Source organism: Paenibacillus sp. (assembly GCF_035645195.1).
Lineage (GTDB): Bacteria > Bacillota > Bacilli > Paenibacillales > YIM-B00363 > Paenibacillus_AE.
This window is the reverse complement of the sequence record NZ_DASQNA010000023.1, coordinates 16,501-32,116: the sequence shown is the minus strand read 5'-3', so window position 1 is coordinate 32,116 and position 15,616 is coordinate 16,501. Positions and strand designations below refer to the sequence as shown.

16 protein-coding genes are annotated in these 15,616 nt (G+C 64.3%); 6 read left to right on the top strand and 10 right to left on the bottom strand.

What is annotated here, in order from left to right; translation table 11 throughout:
* Positions 1-48: 48 nt before the first annotated feature.
* Complete coding sequence (locus VE009_RS12640; RefSeq protein ID WP_325008092.1) at positions 49-1,296, top strand: MFS transporter; 1,248 nt, start codon at positions 49-51, stop codon at positions 1,294-1,296.
* Between the two features lie 60 nt (positions 1,297-1,356).
* On the opposite strand, the gene VE009_RS12635 is transcribed toward VE009_RS12640, so the two are convergent.
* From VE009_RS12635 to VE009_RS12620, 4 genes are all read right to left on the bottom strand, one after another.
* Positions 1,357-1,632 (bottom strand): MoaD/ThiS family protein, encoded by a 276-nt coding sequence (locus VE009_RS12635; protein ID WP_325008090.1) that lies wholly within the window; start codon positions 1,630-1,632, stop codon positions 1,357-1,359.
* A 7-nt stretch (positions 1,633-1,639) separates the two neighbouring features.
* Positions 1,640-2,740 (bottom strand): hypothetical protein, encoded by a 1,101-nt coding sequence (locus tag VE009_RS12630; RefSeq protein ID WP_325008088.1) that lies wholly within the window; start codon positions 2,738-2,740, stop codon positions 1,640-1,642.
* 792 nt (positions 2,741-3,532) lie between these two features.
* Positions 3,533-4,084 (bottom strand): hypothetical protein, encoded by a 552-nt coding sequence (locus VE009_RS12625; RefSeq protein WP_325008086.1) that lies wholly within the window; start codon positions 4,082-4,084, stop codon positions 3,533-3,535.
* 72 nt (positions 4,085-4,156) lie between these two features.
* Positions 4,157-5,635 carry a PLP-dependent aminotransferase family protein gene (locus VE009_RS12620; RefSeq protein WP_325008084.1) on the bottom strand — a complete coding sequence of 493 codons (1,479 nt, stop codon included), beginning with the start codon at positions 5,633-5,635 and terminating at the stop codon, positions 4,157-4,159.
* A 112-nt stretch (positions 5,636-5,747) separates the two neighbouring features.
* On the opposite strand from VE009_RS12620, the gene VE009_RS12615 reads away from it, so the two are divergent.
* Positions 5,748-6,371 carry a pyridoxamine 5'-phosphate oxidase family protein gene (locus tag VE009_RS12615; RefSeq protein WP_325008083.1) on the top strand — a complete coding sequence of 208 codons (624 nt, stop codon included), beginning with the start codon at positions 5,748-5,750 and terminating at the stop codon, positions 6,369-6,371.
* Here the strand turns inward: VE009_RS12615 and VE009_RS12610 are convergent.
* The 5 genes from VE009_RS12610 to VE009_RS12590 form a co-directional block, all read right to left on the bottom strand.
* Positions 6,368-6,859 (bottom strand): YkvA family protein, encoded by a 492-nt coding sequence (locus VE009_RS12610; protein ID WP_325008081.1) that lies wholly within the window; start codon positions 6,857-6,859, stop codon positions 6,368-6,370. The two genes, VE009_RS12615 and VE009_RS12610, sit on opposite strands and share 4 nt — an antisense overlap.
* 135 nt (positions 6,860-6,994) lie before the next feature.
* Entirely contained in the window at positions 6,995-7,177 is a 183-nt protein-coding gene (locus VE009_RS12605; RefSeq protein WP_325008079.1) for a hypothetical protein, read from the bottom strand.
* Between the two features lie 82 nt (positions 7,178-7,259).
* Positions 7,260-8,105, bottom strand: coding sequence for an EcsC family protein (locus tag VE009_RS12600; RefSeq protein WP_414694847.1), 846 nt, complete (start codon positions 8,103-8,105; stop codon positions 7,260-7,262).
* Positions 8,106-8,256: 151 nt separating this feature from the next.
* On the bottom strand, positions 8,257-10,377 hold the full coding sequence (locus VE009_RS12595) for an ABC transporter ATP-binding protein (protein ID WP_325008077.1): 2,121 nt from the start codon (positions 10,375-10,377) through the stop codon (positions 8,257-8,259).
* Positions 10,374-12,152: an ABC transporter ATP-binding protein gene (locus VE009_RS12590; protein WP_325008075.1), complete on the bottom strand. Its 1,779-nt coding sequence runs from the start codon at positions 12,150-12,152 to the stop codon at positions 10,374-10,376. The genes VE009_RS12595 and VE009_RS12590 overlap by 4 nt, the downstream gene beginning before the upstream one ends.
* A gap of 196 nt (positions 12,153-12,348) precedes the next feature.
* Here VE009_RS12590 and VE009_RS12585 point away from each other — a divergent pair, with 196 nt between their 5' ends.
* Positions 12,349-13,242, top strand: coding sequence for an AraC family transcriptional regulator (locus VE009_RS12585; RefSeq protein ID WP_325008073.1), 894 nt, complete (start codon positions 12,349-12,351; stop codon positions 13,240-13,242).
* 32 nt (positions 13,243-13,274) lie between these two features.
* Here VE009_RS12585 and VE009_RS12580 read toward each other — a convergent pair whose 3' ends face one another.
* A complete protein-coding gene (locus tag VE009_RS12580; RefSeq protein WP_325008072.1) occupies positions 13,275-14,183 on the bottom strand; it encodes a GNAT family N-acetyltransferase in 909 nt (302 codons plus the stop codon).
* A gap of 118 nt (positions 14,184-14,301) precedes the next feature.
* Between VE009_RS12580 and VE009_RS12575 the strand changes: the two genes are divergently transcribed.
* Genes VE009_RS12575 through VE009_RS12565 form a run of 3 tightly spaced genes read left to right on the top strand, consistent with a single transcriptional unit; the run spans position 14,302 to position 15,614 of the window.
* Positions 14,302-14,601, top strand: a complete 300-nt coding sequence (locus tag VE009_RS12575) for a hypothetical protein (RefSeq protein WP_325008070.1) — start codon at positions 14,302-14,304, stop codon at positions 14,599-14,601.
* A gap of 31 nt (positions 14,602-14,632) precedes the next feature.
* Positions 14,633-15,112, top strand: coding sequence for a hypothetical protein (locus VE009_RS12570; RefSeq protein WP_325008068.1), 480 nt, complete (start codon positions 14,633-14,635; stop codon positions 15,110-15,112).
* Positions 15,102-15,614: a hypothetical protein gene (locus VE009_RS12565; protein WP_325008066.1), complete on the top strand. Its 513-nt coding sequence runs from the start codon at positions 15,102-15,104 to the stop codon at positions 15,612-15,614. The genes VE009_RS12570 and VE009_RS12565 overlap by 11 nt, the downstream gene beginning before the upstream one ends.
* Positions 15,615-15,616: the final 2 nt, after the last annotated feature.

Genomic DNA, 15,616 nt, shown 5'->3' with positions numbered 1-15,616 from the left:
TGGGTACCATGCGAAGTCGCATAATCCGAAAGCTGCGGAGTGGAAACGATGAGAGGACGTTGGTGGGAGACGATCGCGGGCCGGTACGATGTGGCCATTTGGATTCGTCTCGTCGGCACGGTGCTGACGACGGTGGCGAATTTTATGATCCGCCCGTTTATGGTGTTGTATTTGTATGAGAAATTGGAGGGCTCGGTGCTGCTCCCGATGCTCGTCGTCGGCCTGCAGCCGCTCGCTTCGATGATCGTCGGGCTGTGGGGCGGCAGCCTCGCGGACAAGTACGGGCGCAAGCCGCTGATGGCGGCGGCGCTCGTCGTCAATGCGGCGTCGATGGCCGGCTTCGCCGCGTCCGAGGAGCTGTGGCATTTCGTCCTGTTCTCGATTTTGAACGGGATCGGCATGAGCTTATTCTTCCCTGCCGCGAACGCGCAGGTCGCCGACATCGTGTCGCCCGAGCGGCGGGCGGAAATTTTCGCCGCCCTGCATGCCGCGCTGAATGTCGGCGCCGCCTTCGGGCCGGTGCTCGGCCTGCTCGTGTTTTCCTGGCAGCCGAAGGTCGTCTTCGCCCTCTCGGCGCTGTCTTTCGTCGCCTATTTGCTGCTAGTGCTGAAATACATCCCAGAGACGAAACCGGCGGCGGCGGACGGCAGCGAGCCGGGCGCTTCGGTTACGCCGCCGCCTCGTTTGACGCTGCGCGGACACGGGTTGCTGTACGCGATGACCGGGCTCGCCGTGCCGATCGGCCTGCTGTACGCGCAGGTCGAAACCGTGCTGCCGCTCCATCTGCAGACCGTGTTCGGGGACGACGCTCGCGCAATGTTCACGACGATGCTGACGCTCAACGGTTTGACGGTCATGCTGCTCCAAATTCCGGTCGCCCGCATGACGGAGCGCTGGGCGACGCATCGCGTCGTGCTGCTGTCGTACGGCTTGTTCGCCGCCGTCGCGTTCGGCTACGGGTTCGCGCCGTGGTTCGCGCTGCTGCTGTTCGCCGAGCTGCTGTTCTCGCTCGGCGAAATGCTGTGCGGCCCGCATCTGCAGAAGGCCGTCTCGATGATCGCGCCGGAGGAAATGCGAGCGCGCTACTTCTCCGTGTACAGCATGAATTGGCAGCTGTCCCGCGGACTCGGGCCGCTCGCCTTCGGCCTCGTGTTCGAGCGGTACGGCGGCGCGGCCGCCTTCGCCGTCATCGCCGGGCTGCTCGTCGTCTCCGGCGCCGCGCAGCACCGCCTCGTCCGCGGCTTGTCGAAGCCGCGCGCGCCCGCCGAAGCGGCCGCCGTCGCCGGAGCTTCATAAGACGCCGAACGCCTCCCGTCCTGCCGCCTTTCGCGGCGATGGTCGGGAGGCGTTCGCGCGTCATCCGCCGGAGACGGCCTGCAGCACGTTCAGCCGGTCGCCCTCCTGCAGAGGTACATCCAAGCTGTTCAGCCATTGGATATTCGTGTCGTTCAGGAACAACAGCACATGCTTACGCAGTTCCCCTTGCTCGGTATACAAATGGCGCCGAAGCAGCGGGTATGCGGCGAACAGCCGCTCCAGCGCCTCGCCGAGCGTGTCCGCCTCAATCGTGAATCGCGGCTTCCCGTTCGTGCAGTCGCTGAGCAGCGACGGCACGCTCACGTCTATTTTCATATTACGGCTAGTCCTCCACGATCCAAGGCTTCACCGTCAAAATGCGGGAGAGCTGGCCCGGCAGCCGCGTCCATGACCGCCCTCGATCCAGCGAACAGAACGTCTCGCCGGACGTCGTGCCGAAATACAGGCCGTAGGTCGCCAGTTCGTCGACGGCCATCGCGTCGCGCAGCACGCTCACATGGCGCTGCTCCTCCGGCACGACGTCGCCGATCGGCTCCCACCGGCCGCCGCCTCGCTCTCTGCCGTAAATGAGCAGCTTGCCGTCGCGCATAGAACGCTGCTCGCTGCTCTCAAGCGGCGCGAGGAATAGATCGCCGTTCGGGGCGACGACGATCGGAAAGCCGAACGGCATATCGCCTTCCTTCAGCGTCAGCCCTTCCTCGATCGGCTCCCATCGGTCGCCGCCGTCGGTCGATCGGAACACGCCCCCGTGCTCCTGCATATACAGCGTGTCCGGATCCTGCGGGTCCATGACCATTTTGTGGACGCAGTATCCGACCTCTTCGTACGGCTGTCCCGTCGGCACGCGCGCGAGCCCGGCGTTGCGCGGCTGCCACGTCTCCCCGCCGTCCTCCGTCCGGAATACGCCGACCGCGGACATCGCCGTCCACATCCGCTTCGGGTCGCGCGGGTCGATCAGAATCGTATGCAGGCACATGCCGCCCGCGCCCGGGAACCAGCCCGGCCGCGTCGGATGCTTCGTCAGACCGTCCAGCTCCGTCCACCGCCGCCCGCCGTCCCGGCTGACGAACAATCCAGCCTCCTCCGCTCCCGCGAACAGCGTGTCCGGCTCGTCCGCCGGCCCGGGCGCGATCTGCCATATGCGGTTCAGCGAGAAACCGCTTTCCTTCGAATACGAAGGACTGTCCTCAATCTGCGTCCAGCTCTCCCCGAAGTCGTCGGACACGCGGATCGACGCCCCGTACGCGGCGTGCGACGTGCCCGCGAACAGCCGGTGTCCCCGGCGGCTGTCGCCCAGCACGCTGTAGGCCTCCCACCCCGACAAGAACGGCCCTTTCAAGCTCCACTCCCGCCGTTCTTCGTTCGACTCGTAATAAAATACGCCTTTGCTCGTTCCGATCAACAACAATACCCGTTTGCCCATGGGAATCCCCCTTGAATGGTCGTTCGCGGGTCGCAGCTTTGATGTTACGTACATATTTCGGCATGCGAACAGAAGTTCCTGCTTCGGGCGAGGAAAATCTTTCCTTTACTTTTTTTCCATATTGATCCTCTTGCGGCGCGGCCGCCCGTTCGAGGTCTTTCCATCTTGTGCAGCTGCGGCGGCATGGCCCCTGGTTGCGGACTTCCCATCCTCCGCCGCTGCAGTTGCGTTGTCGCCCGCCCGCGGACTTCCCATCCTCCGCCACTGCGGTTGCGTAGTCGCCTGCCCGCGGACTTCCCATCCTCCGCCACTGCGGTTGCGTAGTCGCCTGCCCGCGGACTCCCCATCCTCGCCACCTGCCCGCGGACCGTTATGGGAAGCAAGTATGCTTAAGATGGGAGCGCCCTTCCCTTCTTTTGCATACTCCCTTCCCATCTTGCACCGCTGCGGCGACGCGGTCGCCCGCCCGCGGACCGTTATGGGAAGCAAGTATGCTTAAGATGGGAGCACCCTTCCCTTCTTTTGCATACTCCCTTCCCATCTTGCACCGCTGCGGCGGCGCAGTCGCCTGCCCGTGGACCGTTATGGGAAGCAAGTATGCTTAAGATGGGAGCACCCTTCCCTTCTTTTGCATACCCCCTTCCCATCTTGCACCGCTGCGGCGGCGCAGTCGCCTGCCCGCGGACCGTTAGAGGGAGCAGTCGTCGGAGCACGGATGAAGTCTCACGCTCCTCGCGCTTATCAACAGACTGAAACCTCCCCGAGGCGGGGAGGCTGCGATGCGCCCGAAGCTCAATATTCGATCAGCACGGCCGGTGCGCCGAGCGTCGCTCGCCACTCACCGGTCTCCGTGTCCAAATGGGCGGCCGCCTGCAGACCGATTGCCGCGTCGCCCTCGCCGATCGTCGAAGGGAACATCGGCGAGCGGTAGCCGTAGCTGTACGTACGCCCCGGCTCCTCATAGGCGTCTACCTGAATGGCGTCTGCGGCAGCGGCCACCCGGTAGCGCAAACCTTGACCGTCGCCCGCCGCGAGCGGCCCCTGCACGTTCACGAACCAGACGGGCGCGTCTCCGCGCAGCTCCGCCGACGTGCGCTCGATCCATTCGCGCGCTTCCGCCGCGTCGTCGCCGCTCCACCGCAGCAGGCCCTCGGACGTGCGGACGGAGACAACCCACAGCCGGCCGTCTTCGGCGACGATGCCGTCGGCAAGCCGCTCCAAGGCGGCGAGATCTTCGGCTGGCCGCGCCGAACCTTCCGCCGCGCTCCACCCGGCCAACGCCGCCGCGCACGCAGCCGCCAGCAGTACCGCCATCGCCCATCCGTACCATCGCTTCGCCCGCATCGTCCGATCCCCTCTTCTAGCAAACTCGTAATCTAACACTCTAATAGAGAGGATGCCCGAAAGGCGATAGATTTATACGGAGCGAATGCCGCCTTTTCGAGAGCCGAGCCCTTCGGCTTCCGCCTGCGCGATGACGTCGAGGCCGAACCGAATCTGCTCGATCGTCAGCCCCGAGAACCCGAAGGCGGCCGCGCAAACCGGCTCCCCGGACGCATCGCAATAGGAGACGTCCGTCCACGTGACGCCGCGCCGGGCGCAAGCTTCGATCAGTTCGAGATAGGCCTCGCGCGAGCCGGTCCAGCGAGCGTACACGTGCAGCCCCGCATCCTGCGGCTGCGTGGCGAACGCGTGCGCGAGCTTCTCCCGTAAGCCGCCGATCAACGCCTCGTATTTGCGGCTGTACAAGCGCTTCATGCGACGCAGGTGGCGCTCGTAGCCGCCGTTCTTCATGAACTCGGCCATCGCCCGCTGCTCGGTCATCGCCGTCGGATGCGGCTCGTACAGCCCTTTCAGCGCGAGGAACGCGGGCAGCAGCGCATCGGGCAGCACGGCGTAGCCGAGCCGCAAACCCGTGTACATCGTCCGGGAGAACGTGCCGACGAAGACGACGCGCCCCTGCGCGTCGAGCGACTTGAGCGGCTCGACCGGCCGGCCGGCGCGGCGGAACTCGCTGTCGTAATCGTCCTCGACGACCCAAGCGTCCGCTCCCGCCGCCCAGCGCAGCAGCGCGAGCCGGCGCTCCAGCGGCATGACCGCGCCGGTCGGGAACTGCCGGTTCGGCGTCGCGACGAGCAGCCGCGCCCGCCACGGCGCGGGAACGAGCCCGCGCTCGTCGACGGCGGCCGGCACCGGTTCGGCGCCGGCGGCGAGCACTGCCCGGCGGATGCCGCCGTAGCCGGGATGCTCGATGACGACCGGGTCGCCGGGGTCGACGAGCAGCTGGACGAGCAGGGCGAGCGCCTGCATCGACCCGTTCACGATGACGACCTGCTCCGCGGTCGCCGCGATGCCGCGCGCGCGCCCGAGATGGCGCGCGACCGCCTCGCGCAGCGGGAGCCACCCGCGCGCGTCGAAGGCGGCGCCGTGCGCCGCCGAAGCCCGGGCCGCCGCGTACATGGCCCGGTGCCACTCCGCCGCCGGGAAGGCGGCGGCGTCCGTCTCCGCGGTGCCGTAATGCACCGCGAACCCGTGCGCCGCCCGCTCCCGGGGCGGCAATGACACCGCCCGCGCCCCCCAGGCGGACAGGCGCGGCGGCACCGCTTCCGCCGAGCGCTCCGCGGTGGCGGCGCCTTCCCCGGCCGGCAGGCGGCTGACGAACGTGCCGCGGCCGACGCCGCTCGTCACGTAGCCCTCCCCGGCCAGCAAATCGTACGCCGCGTTTACCGTGCCGCGCGACAAGCCATAATCCGCCGCAAGCGCCCGGCTCGACGGAAGCCGCTCGCCGGGCGCGAGCCGTCCGTGGACGATCGCGTCCCGCAGCGCCAAATACAGCGCCATATACTTTTGCCGATGCTCTTGCGCATACGTCTCGAACGCCGTCGTCAAGTCCACCCGCAGCTCCCCCTCGCAATTGGTCCAATTAAATTCATCATAATTGGATCTTTTTTCATGTCAATCTTCGCTTTATGATAAGGAAAAATTCGGGACGCAAGGAGTGGCGAACATGCGCAGAAGCACGTTTCACATGAAAGAAGGGGAGGAAATTCGGCAGTTTTTGGAGGAAATGTCGTTCGGTTTTCTCGGGACGCACGGGGACGACGGCTACCCGCACATGACTCCGCTCAACTTCGTGTACCATGAAGGGGCGTTCTACATGCACGGCAGCCGCGCCGGGCAGAAGATGAAAAACATGCGCGCGAACGAACGCGTCACCTTCGCCGTCGCCAAAGAATACTCGCTCATACCGTCGTATTGGCTCGATCCCGTGTTGGCTTGTCCGGCGACGGCGTTCTTCAAATCGGTGTTCGTCCGCGGGGAAGCGGTCGTCGTGGAGGATCTCGAGGAAAAAGCGGCGGCGTTCGGCGCGTTCATGCGCAAGCTGCAGCCGGAAGGCGGATACGCCCCGTTCGATCCGGAGCATCCGCAATACGCCAAAGAGCTGAAGGCGGTCGCGATGATCAAAATCGTCGTCGAAGAGATGACCGCGAAATTCAAATTCGGCCAAAATTGGCCGGAGGAGCGGACGGCGCACGTCGCAGAGGAGCTGCTGGAGCGCGGTCGCCCGCTCGATGCCGAGACGGCCGAGCTCATGCGCAAATATTGCCCGCACCATAAGGACAACGGCTAAGGCGCCAGCCACAGCCGCGCCGCCGCCGCGCCGCACAAGAGCCACAGCAGCACGATGACGGCCGCCCCCGCCGCGGATACCGGCTTGCGGCTGCCGGAGGCCAACCGGCGTTCGGCTTCCGCGCGGCACTCGTCCAGGATGCGTCCCGGCACGAGGCGCACCGCCACCCATACGCCGAGAGGCACGAGCAGCACGTCGTCGAGGTAACCGAGCACCGGAATGAAATCCGGAATCAGGTCGATCGGACTAAACGCGTACGCGACGACCGCCGCCGCGAACGCCTTGGCGAACCACGGCGTATCCGTCCGGCGCACGGCGAGGTACAGCGTGAACAACTGCCCCTTCAAACGCCGCGCCCACGCGCGCAGCCGCGCCGCGGCCCCTCCTGCCGCCGTTCCCGCCCCTCGGTCAGGCCGTGCCCCCGCGACTCCGGCGATCCGCGTTTCCTCATCGACCGGCCGCGCCTTTTTCCGCCGAACTCTGCCCATCAAGTCAACCTCCCGTTCCGTTAATGTTAGCTATATTATATCTAAATAGGAATCGGCGCGGAGCCCTCGTTCCTCTCCCGCCACGGCAAGAAGCCTCCGGACATAACGTCCGAAGGCTCCTCCGCCGCTGCGGTTTTATTTCTTGATCAGTGCCCGAACGCCGTTCACGATCAGCACAGCTCCAAACACAATCATCGACAAAGCGCCCACGATGTCGAGCACCGGCTCCAGGCCGCCTAGCCCGAAGCTCGAGAGCGGCGCCTGCACCAGCGTATATCCGCCGATCACGCCGCCCAGGTAGGTCCAGAATTTATCCATCCCCAACCACCTCCCATCATGATAGTTCATCATATGAAAGATGGAAGCGCTTTATGTTGGACAAATGCGGAGGGGCGAGAAATTAATTTCCCGCCGCCTCGAGCTTCTCCAAAATTCTGCGTTTGCGGTACAGCATTTTGCCCGCCTCGGCCACGTCCTTGAGCGTCCCTCGGTTGATGTACGCGCCGAACGCGGCGCCCGCGATCGGCACGAGCTGGAACAGCTTCTTCCAGCCGAAATTGTCGCGATACGCGGCGACCACTTCGCGCCAGCCCTGCAGCTGCGACATCGCCGTCCGCTCCCCGCCGTCGCCTCCCGGCTCCGCGAAAGCGTCCAAATCCTCGAGCACCGCCCGCTTGCCGACGACGTCCGCCGAAGCGAAGTGGAGACATTTGACGATAAAAGCGCGCTCCTGTTTTTCCTGGGGATCGTACCCGTAGCACAACGCGATTTCCTGCAGCACCTTCAGCGACAGCCCGAGCACGGCCGGGATGTCGATGGCGAGCGTCAGCATGCCGCCGAAGCCCGTCGTCGCGCCTTGGGCGGTCGCCCAGCCGGCGCGGCTTTCCGCGAGCGCGTCCGCCGCCCGGTCCATCGCCGCAAGCGGCAGCTCGCGCGCGCGTTCGAGCGTCAGCCCCTCGGTTTCGGCGCCGTCGGCCGCCCGCTCCAGCAGGTGCAGCACGGAGCGCTCCGACACCAAATATTGCCCGCCCGTCTGAATGAAGCTGCCGACCTCGTTGAGCGCCTGACCGATTTTCTCATGCACGATTTTCGGCGTCACCCGGTCGAGCAGCTCGAACGGCAGCCGCGCGAGCTTTTCCCAAAACCACAAATCCTTCTGTTCGAGCTCCCACCTGCGGACGGCTTCCAACTCCGCCCGCAAATACGCCTCGTCTTCCACCGCGGTTTGTATCAACGCATCATCCATCCTTTTCCGGAACGCCGTAATCGGCTGCACTCGTTTCATACGCGGCAGCCGGCGGAAGGTCGCAAGCGCAGCGATGTTGCCGTCGCCGCTTCTGCCCCCGCTTCGCCGCTACCTTGAGTATGCGCATGTGCGGCTCCCATTATTTCCGGAATTACTCCGCCGCTCCCGCGACCGCCGTCCGATCCTTGTATTGCAGCTGATGGAGACGGAAGTAGTAACCGCCTTGCGAAAGCAGCTCCGCGTGCGTGCCCGTCTCCCGGACGCGCCCCTTGTGCATGACGATAATTTGATCGGCGTGCTGGATCGTCGACAGCCGGTGCGCCACGACGAGCGTCGTTCGGTCGCGGGACAGCTCGGCGAGCGCCTGCTGCACGACGATTTCCGTCTCGGTGTCGATATTCGACGTCGCCTCGTCGAGGATCAGCACCTGGGGCTTGAACACGATCGCCCGCGCGAACGACAGCAGCTGGCGCTGGCCGAGCGACAGCGTGACGCCCCGCTCCCCGAGCTGCGTCTCGTAGCCGTCCGGCAAAGAGCGTACGAATTCGTCCATATGTACGCGCTTCGCCGCGTCCCGCACCATGTCGTCGGTGATCGCGTCTTCGTTCAGCTTAATATTCGAATGAATCGTCCCCGTGAACAAGAATACATCCTGCTGCACGATGCCGACCGCGCGGCGCAGCTCCGCGAGCGGCAGCTCCCGAATATCGACGCCGTCGAGCAGAATGCGCCCTTTCTGAATATCGTAGAACCGATTGATCAGCTGGATGATCGAGCTTTTGCCCGCGCCGGTCGCGCCGACGAACGCCACCGTCTGGCCCGGCTTGATGACGAAGGAGACGTCGCGCAGCACCCATTCTTCGGCGTTGTACGCGAACCAGACGTTCTCGAACCGGATTTCGCCCCGCACCGGCTGCGGCAGCGCCGCAGGCCGCTCCGCCTCCTGCATCGACGGCTTCTCGTCGAGCAGATCGAAGATGCGCTCCGCGCCGACCATCGCCATCTGCACTTGGCCGTATTTCTCGGCAAGGCTCATGAGCGGGTTGAAAAACTGGCGCACGTAAATCGTGAACGCGAACACGACCCCGAATTGCAGCGCGCCGTCGAGTACGCGGAGGCCCCCGTACCAGAGCAGCAGCGCGACCGCGAGGTTGCCGACGAACCCGATCGCCGGCTGGAAAATCGAGTTGATGATCGTGCCCCGCATGCCGGCGCGGAAGTAGCTGTCGTTCAGCTCGTCGAACTGCTGCCACTGCCGCTGCTCGCGCACGAACAGCTGCGTGATGCGCATGCCGGACAAGTTTTCGGCGAGGAACGAATTCAGCCGCGACAGAATGGCGCGCGTAATGCGCTGGGCGTCGCGGATGACCGTCTTATACCAGAACGTCAAGGCGGCCAGCACGGGCAAGACGCACAGCGTCAACAGCGCCAGCTCCGCGTTCATGTAGAACAGGACGGCGACGATGCCGATCAGCACGAGCACGTCTTTGACGAGCGTGACGATGACCTGCGTGAACAAGTTGTTCAGCGACTCGGTGTCCTGCGTCACCCGCACGACGAGCCGCCCGACCGGGTTGCGGTCGAAGAACGACATCGGCATGCGGGCGATATGCCGGAACAATTGATCGCGGATCGTGAACAGGATGCGCTGCCCCGTAAACTGCAGCAGGTTCATCTGCCAGATGCTGAGCACCGACGCCGCGACGACGGCGAGCAGGAACAGTCCCCCGAGCCGCCAAATCGCGGGCGCGTCGCCGGCCTGGAACGCATCGAGCTCGGCCCCGGAGAGCGCCCGCGCGTTCAGCGCGCCGCCGCCCTCGAGCCGCACGATCGCTCGGCCGTCCCCGAGCGGCTCGATGCGGTAGCCGTCCCCGCCGGCGGCCGGAAGCCAGCCGTCGACGAGATACGCGGCGCCGTCCGCCTCCGCGATCTGCGCTTTCGCCAGATCGTCGATGCCGCCCGCGGCGTAGTCCCAGCCGACGCGCGCATAGGCAAGCTCCCCGGTATCGCCGGGGAGCGGTTCGAAGCCGCGCCGTTCCAGCTCGGCGCGCGACGGCGCCGCCGCCATCGGCTGGCGGTAGCCGTTGATATGGTCGTCGATGGCGTGGCCGATCAAATACGTGCGGCCGAGGTCCGACGCGACGACGAGGAATGCGAGCGCCACGCATAGCGCGAACGGCGCCCAGTACGGGGCCGCATACCGAATCAAGCGGGCGAGCAGCTGCGCGTCGGCGAATTTCGTGACTTCCCTCTCCTGGTGAATATCCTTCATCCCTGAGACGCCTCCTCTCGCGAATCCGTTCGGCGCGCTTCGTCGTCCATGAGCTGTTTGTGATACATATCCGCATAAATGCCGCCGAGCCGCACGAGCGCGTCATGCGTTCCCTGCTCGACGATGCGCCCTTGGTCGAGCACGATGATTTGGTCGGCGCGGCGAACGGACGAAATCCGATGGCCGATGATGATCGTCGTGCGCCCTTTCATGACGCGGTCGAGCCCGGCGAGAATTTTGTCCTCCGTCTCCGTGTCGACCGCCGACAGGCTGTCGTCGAAAACGAGAATCGACGGCTGCTTGATGATCGCCCGGGCGATGCTGACGCGCTGGCGCTGGCCGCCGGAGAGCGACAATCCCCGCTCGCCGAGCGCCGTATCGAACCCGCGCGGAAACTCGACGATATTGTCGTACACTTGCGCGACGCGGGCCGCCTCCTCGACTTCGTCCATCGTGTGCGGCTTCGGGTCGAAGCTGATGTTGTCCTTGATCGTCGACGAGAACAGGAAGCCGTCCTGCGGCACGAAGCCGATGTTTTCGCGCAGCGTCTTCAGCGGCACCGTCAGGATGTCCCGGCCGTCGACGTACAGCGAGCCGATCGGCGGGTTATACATGCGCACGAGCAGCGAGACGAGCGTGCTCTTGCCGCTGCCGACTTTGCCGACGATGGCGAGCGAACTGCCCCGCGGCACGTGCAGCGTCACGTTGCGGAGCGCCGGGCGCTTCGCCCCCGGATACGCGAACGTCAAATCGCGGAACGTGATTTCCCCTTCCAGCCTCGTAACCGCGAAGTTCGTATCGGGTCCGTCGGTCACCTCCGGCGCCGTATTCAAAATTTCGAGCAGCCGCTTCTCGCTGGCGGCCCCCTTCTGCAGCACGTTCATGACCCGGCCGACGTTCTCGATCGGGCCGATGATGAGCGTTAAGTACGTATTGAACGCGACGAAGTCGCCGAGCGTGATCGAGCCTTCCAGCACCATGACGCCGCCGACGATGACGGAGATGAGGAACGACAGCCCGACGATGCCTTGGCTGGCGCCGTTGAACAGCGAGTTCGTCTTCACGAACCGCCGGCTCGTCTCGACCGCCCACTGATTGGACCGGTCGAATTTGTCGATCTCCGCCCGCTCCTGCGTGAACGCCTTGACGACGCGGATGCCGGCGATGAATTCCTGCACGCGGCTCGTCATGTCGCCGATCGCGTCCTGCACGTCCGTCGACTCCTTCAGTACTTTCCTGTGAAACCGGTACGCCATGTAGCTGAGCAGCGGCAGCGGCAGGAGCGTCAGCAGCGTCAGCAGCGGCGAAATGCTGAACGCCATCGCTCCGACGGTGACGCCGATCAGGACGACAGCCTCCGCCACTTGGTAGTACGCGCCCATCGTCACTTCGCGCATGACGCCGACGTCGCTGACGCCGTGCGCCATCAAGTCGCCGACGCGCTGGTTCGCGTAATATTGCGCGGGCAGCCGTTCCCAATGGCGGAACAGGTCTCCCCGCACTCGCTTCTCCAGCACGCGCGCGAGCCGGAACATGAAGATGCGGCTGACCGACCGGAACGTCGCGGTGCCGAACGCGACGGCGGCGATGCCGAGCGCGAAGGCGGCGATGCGGGCCGCGTCGAGCAGCCCCGCCTCGAGCTGGTCGGTGAAGCGGCCCATCAGCACCGGGATGAGCAGCTGCAGCAGCGACGAGACGGTGACCAGCGCGAAGCCGATCAAATACGACCAACGGTGTCTTGCGATATGCTCGCGGAAAATCGTTTTCCTGCCCAAGCGTTGCTCCCCCTCTGCTGTTGCCGATTCGGCTTAGTGTGGCCTTGAAAACCTTTTCCAAATTTACAATCTCATCACATAATGTATTTGATATAATGGGTTCGGCATAGATAACATTTGAACTTCGATTGTCAAAATCGTAACCTTCGACTTCCGGAGAAGCTTGATTCATCAAGGCGAAAGGACGAACGCGTCAATGGATTTCCTGCAATTCAAAGCGCCGCCGCTGCCTCATTACATCGTCGGCGGAGAGCGGATCATGCCGGTCGGCAAGACGCATCCGGCGGTGTCGCAGCTCGGCATTTTCAAGATGCTCGTGGTCGTGCGCGGGAAAATCGCGCTCGCGGAGGGGGAGAAGGAGTACCGAGTGACGAAGGGGCACGCCTTTATCATTCGGCCCGATCGCGGCTATGTGCCGCTGGAGCCGGCAAGGCGCGAAACGCAGTATTTTTGGATTCATTTCCAGACGACGGGGGAGTGGAGCGCGGTTACCGACGAGGAGGCCGGCCCGGGCGGCGCGCGGCTGTACCCGTACGACGAAGTCATTCCGGCGCCGGAGCTGACGAAGAAGCCCGTCCAGCATTTTACGCTCGTCGTGCCGCAGTTTTGCAAGCTGACGTTCCCGACGAAGACGTATCGGAACATCAAGCATTTGATCGATTTGAACAAACAGCATAAGCCGTCATCGCGCTGGCAGCAGCAGACGACGTTCCAAGAAGTGCTCCATGACTTGCACGGCGAACAGCAGTTTCGGGCGACGTCGGCGTCGATCGCGCTCGCCGAGAAGACGGCCCAGTTTTTACGGGAGCATTACCGGGATCCGATCCACTACCGGGAAATCGGCGAAGGCCTCAACTTCCATCCAACGTACGTCGCCCGCTGCATGCAGCAGGTGTTCGGCGTGACGCCGCTCGAATATTTGACGCAATACCGCGTCGAGCAGGCGAAGCTGCTCCTCATCAACACTGACGCGCCGGTCGCCCGCATCGCCGAGGACGTCGGCTTCACGCATCTCTCCTATTTCACGCAGTGCTTCGCGAAAACGGAGGGCATCACCCCGAGCGCTTACCGGAAAAAATTTCATCCGTAAGCCCCCGAAGCGATGCCCCTTCGCTTTGCTCCTTATCCCCTGCGCAGCCGGTCGACCAAGTCGAGCCGCCAATAATAATGTTCGTCTTCCCGATACAGCTGGAAGCCGGATTTGCGCAGCACCCGGATCGACGCGGCGTTGTCGCGCAGCGTTTCGGCCGTCACGCGCCCGGCTCCGTGCTCGAACGCCCATGCGACAAGCGCGAGGGTCGCTTCCGTCGCGTACCCCTTCCCGCGATGTTCGGGCAAGAAGCCGTACCCGATGTCCACCGCGCCGGTAATGTCGGGATTGCCTTTAAACCCCGCATCCCCCACGATTTGGCCGGTTTCCTTCAGCCGGACGAGCCACACGCCCCATCCCAGCAAGCGCGGATGCCGTCGCAGCGAGCCGATATACGTCTTCACGTGATTGCCGAGCGGGTATCCTTCCCGCCGGGCCGCTTCGTAACGCGCCAGCGTGCACGGCTCCAACCGGAGCCGCTCGGTTTCCACCGGCGCGCCGAACCGCTGCGCGTGGCGATAGCTCGAGAGCGCCCGCACGGCGAGCGCGGCATGGCCGTAGAGGAGCGCGGCGGGCACGCCGATCCACAGCGCCTGCCAAGCGACGGCGCCGCCGTTCGACCGCCCGAACAGCGCGTATGCCAGCATGACGTATACGACGTATCCCATCGCCGCGTACCCGACGACCTGCAGCGCATACATGCTGACCCTCCGAAACGCTCCGATCCCGGACAGCCGATCCGCCGCCCATTCGACGACGACGGACGCTGCGCCCCCGACGGTCCAATAGACCGGGGCTGCGAACAAGGCGATGAACGCCCATCCAAACCATGGCGGCCCGCCATCGACCCCGGTCAGCCACGCCCGCTCGGCATACAACACCGCAGGCAGCGCCGCCGCGGCTGCGAGCCCGGCGAAAATCCGTTCCGCAATCGCACTCACGCGCGAAACCCTCCCTGTATTTCCGTACTCCTACATTACCACCGCGACGGCGGATTGCAAATACAGAAATCGGGAAATACTAGCAAGAAAACGGTTACGAAAGGAGTCCGATTTCTTAATGAACGTCTCTCAACGCCATCCCGTATCGCTGGAAGAATCGATCCGTCAAGTGTACAACCGCGTCGAGCGGGAAACCGCCGGCGCCGCCTCCTCCGAAACGCACGTGCTGATCGTCGAAAACAAAGTCGTCGTCGTCGCCCGCGGCCTGCCCGTCGACCGCCGCCCCGTGTATGAGGAGACGCTCCGCTCGGAGTTCGCCGCCGAGCTCGGCTGCAGCATCGAGTCGGTGCGCACCCGCGTCTCGCTCGCCGAGGACGAAAAAATGGAAATTTTCATTCTGAACCGGCCGCTGCAATGATCTCGGCCATCGCCGTTTTGGAGGTGCCGCTTTGGCGCTCGTCGTATCCCTGCTCAGCGTGTGGCTGACGATCCACGTCGTCGCGGCGCTTCCCCGCAAACTGCCTTTGCCGGTAAACGTGTTATTGTTTATGGCGATGTTGATTGTGAATGCGAACAGATGGACCGTGCTGTCGCACAATCTCGAATGGCTGGAGATCAGTATGCATCCGCCGAAAACGATGGCCGTCGTGCTGTATCGCGACGTCACGTATCCTTTGACGCTGATCGCTTTCGCTAACGCGGCGCTCGAGGCCGGCCGCCGCGCCGCGAAGCTGGCGGCCGCCGCCGCCGCCTTCCTATACTTGTACGGGATCGGACAGGCGCTGCGCGGGCTCGGCGCGATCCGATACAACGAATGGAATGAAGCTTACGAATGCCTCCTGATCGCAGCGATGCTGGCGATCGCTTACGGGGTCGGGAGGGCTCTGCGCGCCCTATGGCGAAAGGAGCGGAACGGCTATGAAGCATGAGGCGCTCTACAATGTCGGCTTCAACGCTAACGAATGGTTCGCCCTCGGCATGATCGCCTTGGGCGCGACGGGCATGGCGCTCGCCCCGAAGCGGTTCACGCCGACGCAGGCGTTGTTTAATGCGTCGATCGGCGTATTCCTTGCGCATGCGTTCGACCATACGCTCGCGCTTCCGCCATTCGACTACTACGACCTCAACGACAGGTCGGCTTACGAGCTGTTCGACTTCATCTCGTACGCGATGTACGCGCCTTACGGGTATTTCTACATCTATTTGGCCCAGCGCTTTCGGATTCGCGGATTTCTCGTCATTCCGTACATCGCCGTATGGGTGTGCCTTGCGGCCGCCGTCGAGTGGTGCAGCCTGCGCTTCGGCTTGTTTCACTACAAGCACGGATACATTCTTGCGTATTCCATCCCGATCTACGCCTTTTTGCAGACGCTGCACTTAACCGTGTACCGCAGGGTGTTCGAGCGCCCCAGCGTGGGCCCGGGGGAATAGGC

Bases quoted from the DNA above. Each gene is read 5' to 3' on its own strand.
- VE009_RS12595 (WP_325008077.1), bottom strand. From the start codon at position 10,377: ATGAAGGATATTCACCAGGAGAGGGAAGTCACGAAATTCGCCGACGCG.
- VE009_RS12585 (WP_325008073.1), top strand. From the start codon at position 12,349: ATGGATTTCCTGCAATTCAAAGCGCCGCCGCTGCCTCATTACATCGTC.
- VE009_RS12600 (WP_414694847.1), bottom strand. From the start codon at position 8,105: ATGGATGATGCGTTGATACAAACCGCGGTGGAAGACGAGGCGTATTTG.
- VE009_RS12610 (WP_325008081.1), bottom strand. From the start codon at position 6,859: ATGGGCAGAGTTCGGCGGAAAAAGGCGCGGCCGGTCGATGAGGAAACG.
- VE009_RS12565 (WP_325008066.1), top strand. From the start codon at position 15,102: ATGAAGCATGAGGCGCTCTACAATGTCGGCTTCAACGCTAACGAATGG.
- VE009_RS12575 (WP_325008070.1), top strand. From the start codon at position 14,302: ATGAACGTCTCTCAACGCCATCCCGTATCGCTGGAAGAATCGATCCGT.
- VE009_RS12615 (WP_325008083.1), top strand. From the start codon at position 5,748: ATGCGCAGAAGCACGTTTCACATGAAAGAAGGGGAGGAAATTCGGCAG.
- VE009_RS12605 (WP_325008079.1), bottom strand. From the start codon at position 7,177: ATGGATAAATTCTGGACCTACCTGGGCGGCGTGATCGGCGGATATACG.
- VE009_RS12635 (WP_325008090.1), bottom strand. From the start codon at position 1,632: ATGAAAATAGACGTGAGCGTGCCGTCGCTGCTCAGCGACTGCACGAAC.
- VE009_RS12630 (WP_325008088.1), bottom strand. From the start codon at position 2,740: ATGGGCAAACGGGTATTGTTGTTGATCGGAACGAGCAAAGGCGTATTT.
- VE009_RS12640 (WP_325008092.1), top strand. From the start codon at position 49: ATGAGAGGACGTTGGTGGGAGACGATCGCGGGCCGGTACGATGTGGCC.
- VE009_RS12625 (WP_325008086.1), bottom strand. From the start codon at position 4,084: ATGCGGGCGAAGCGATGGTACGGATGGGCGATGGCGGTACTGCTGGCG.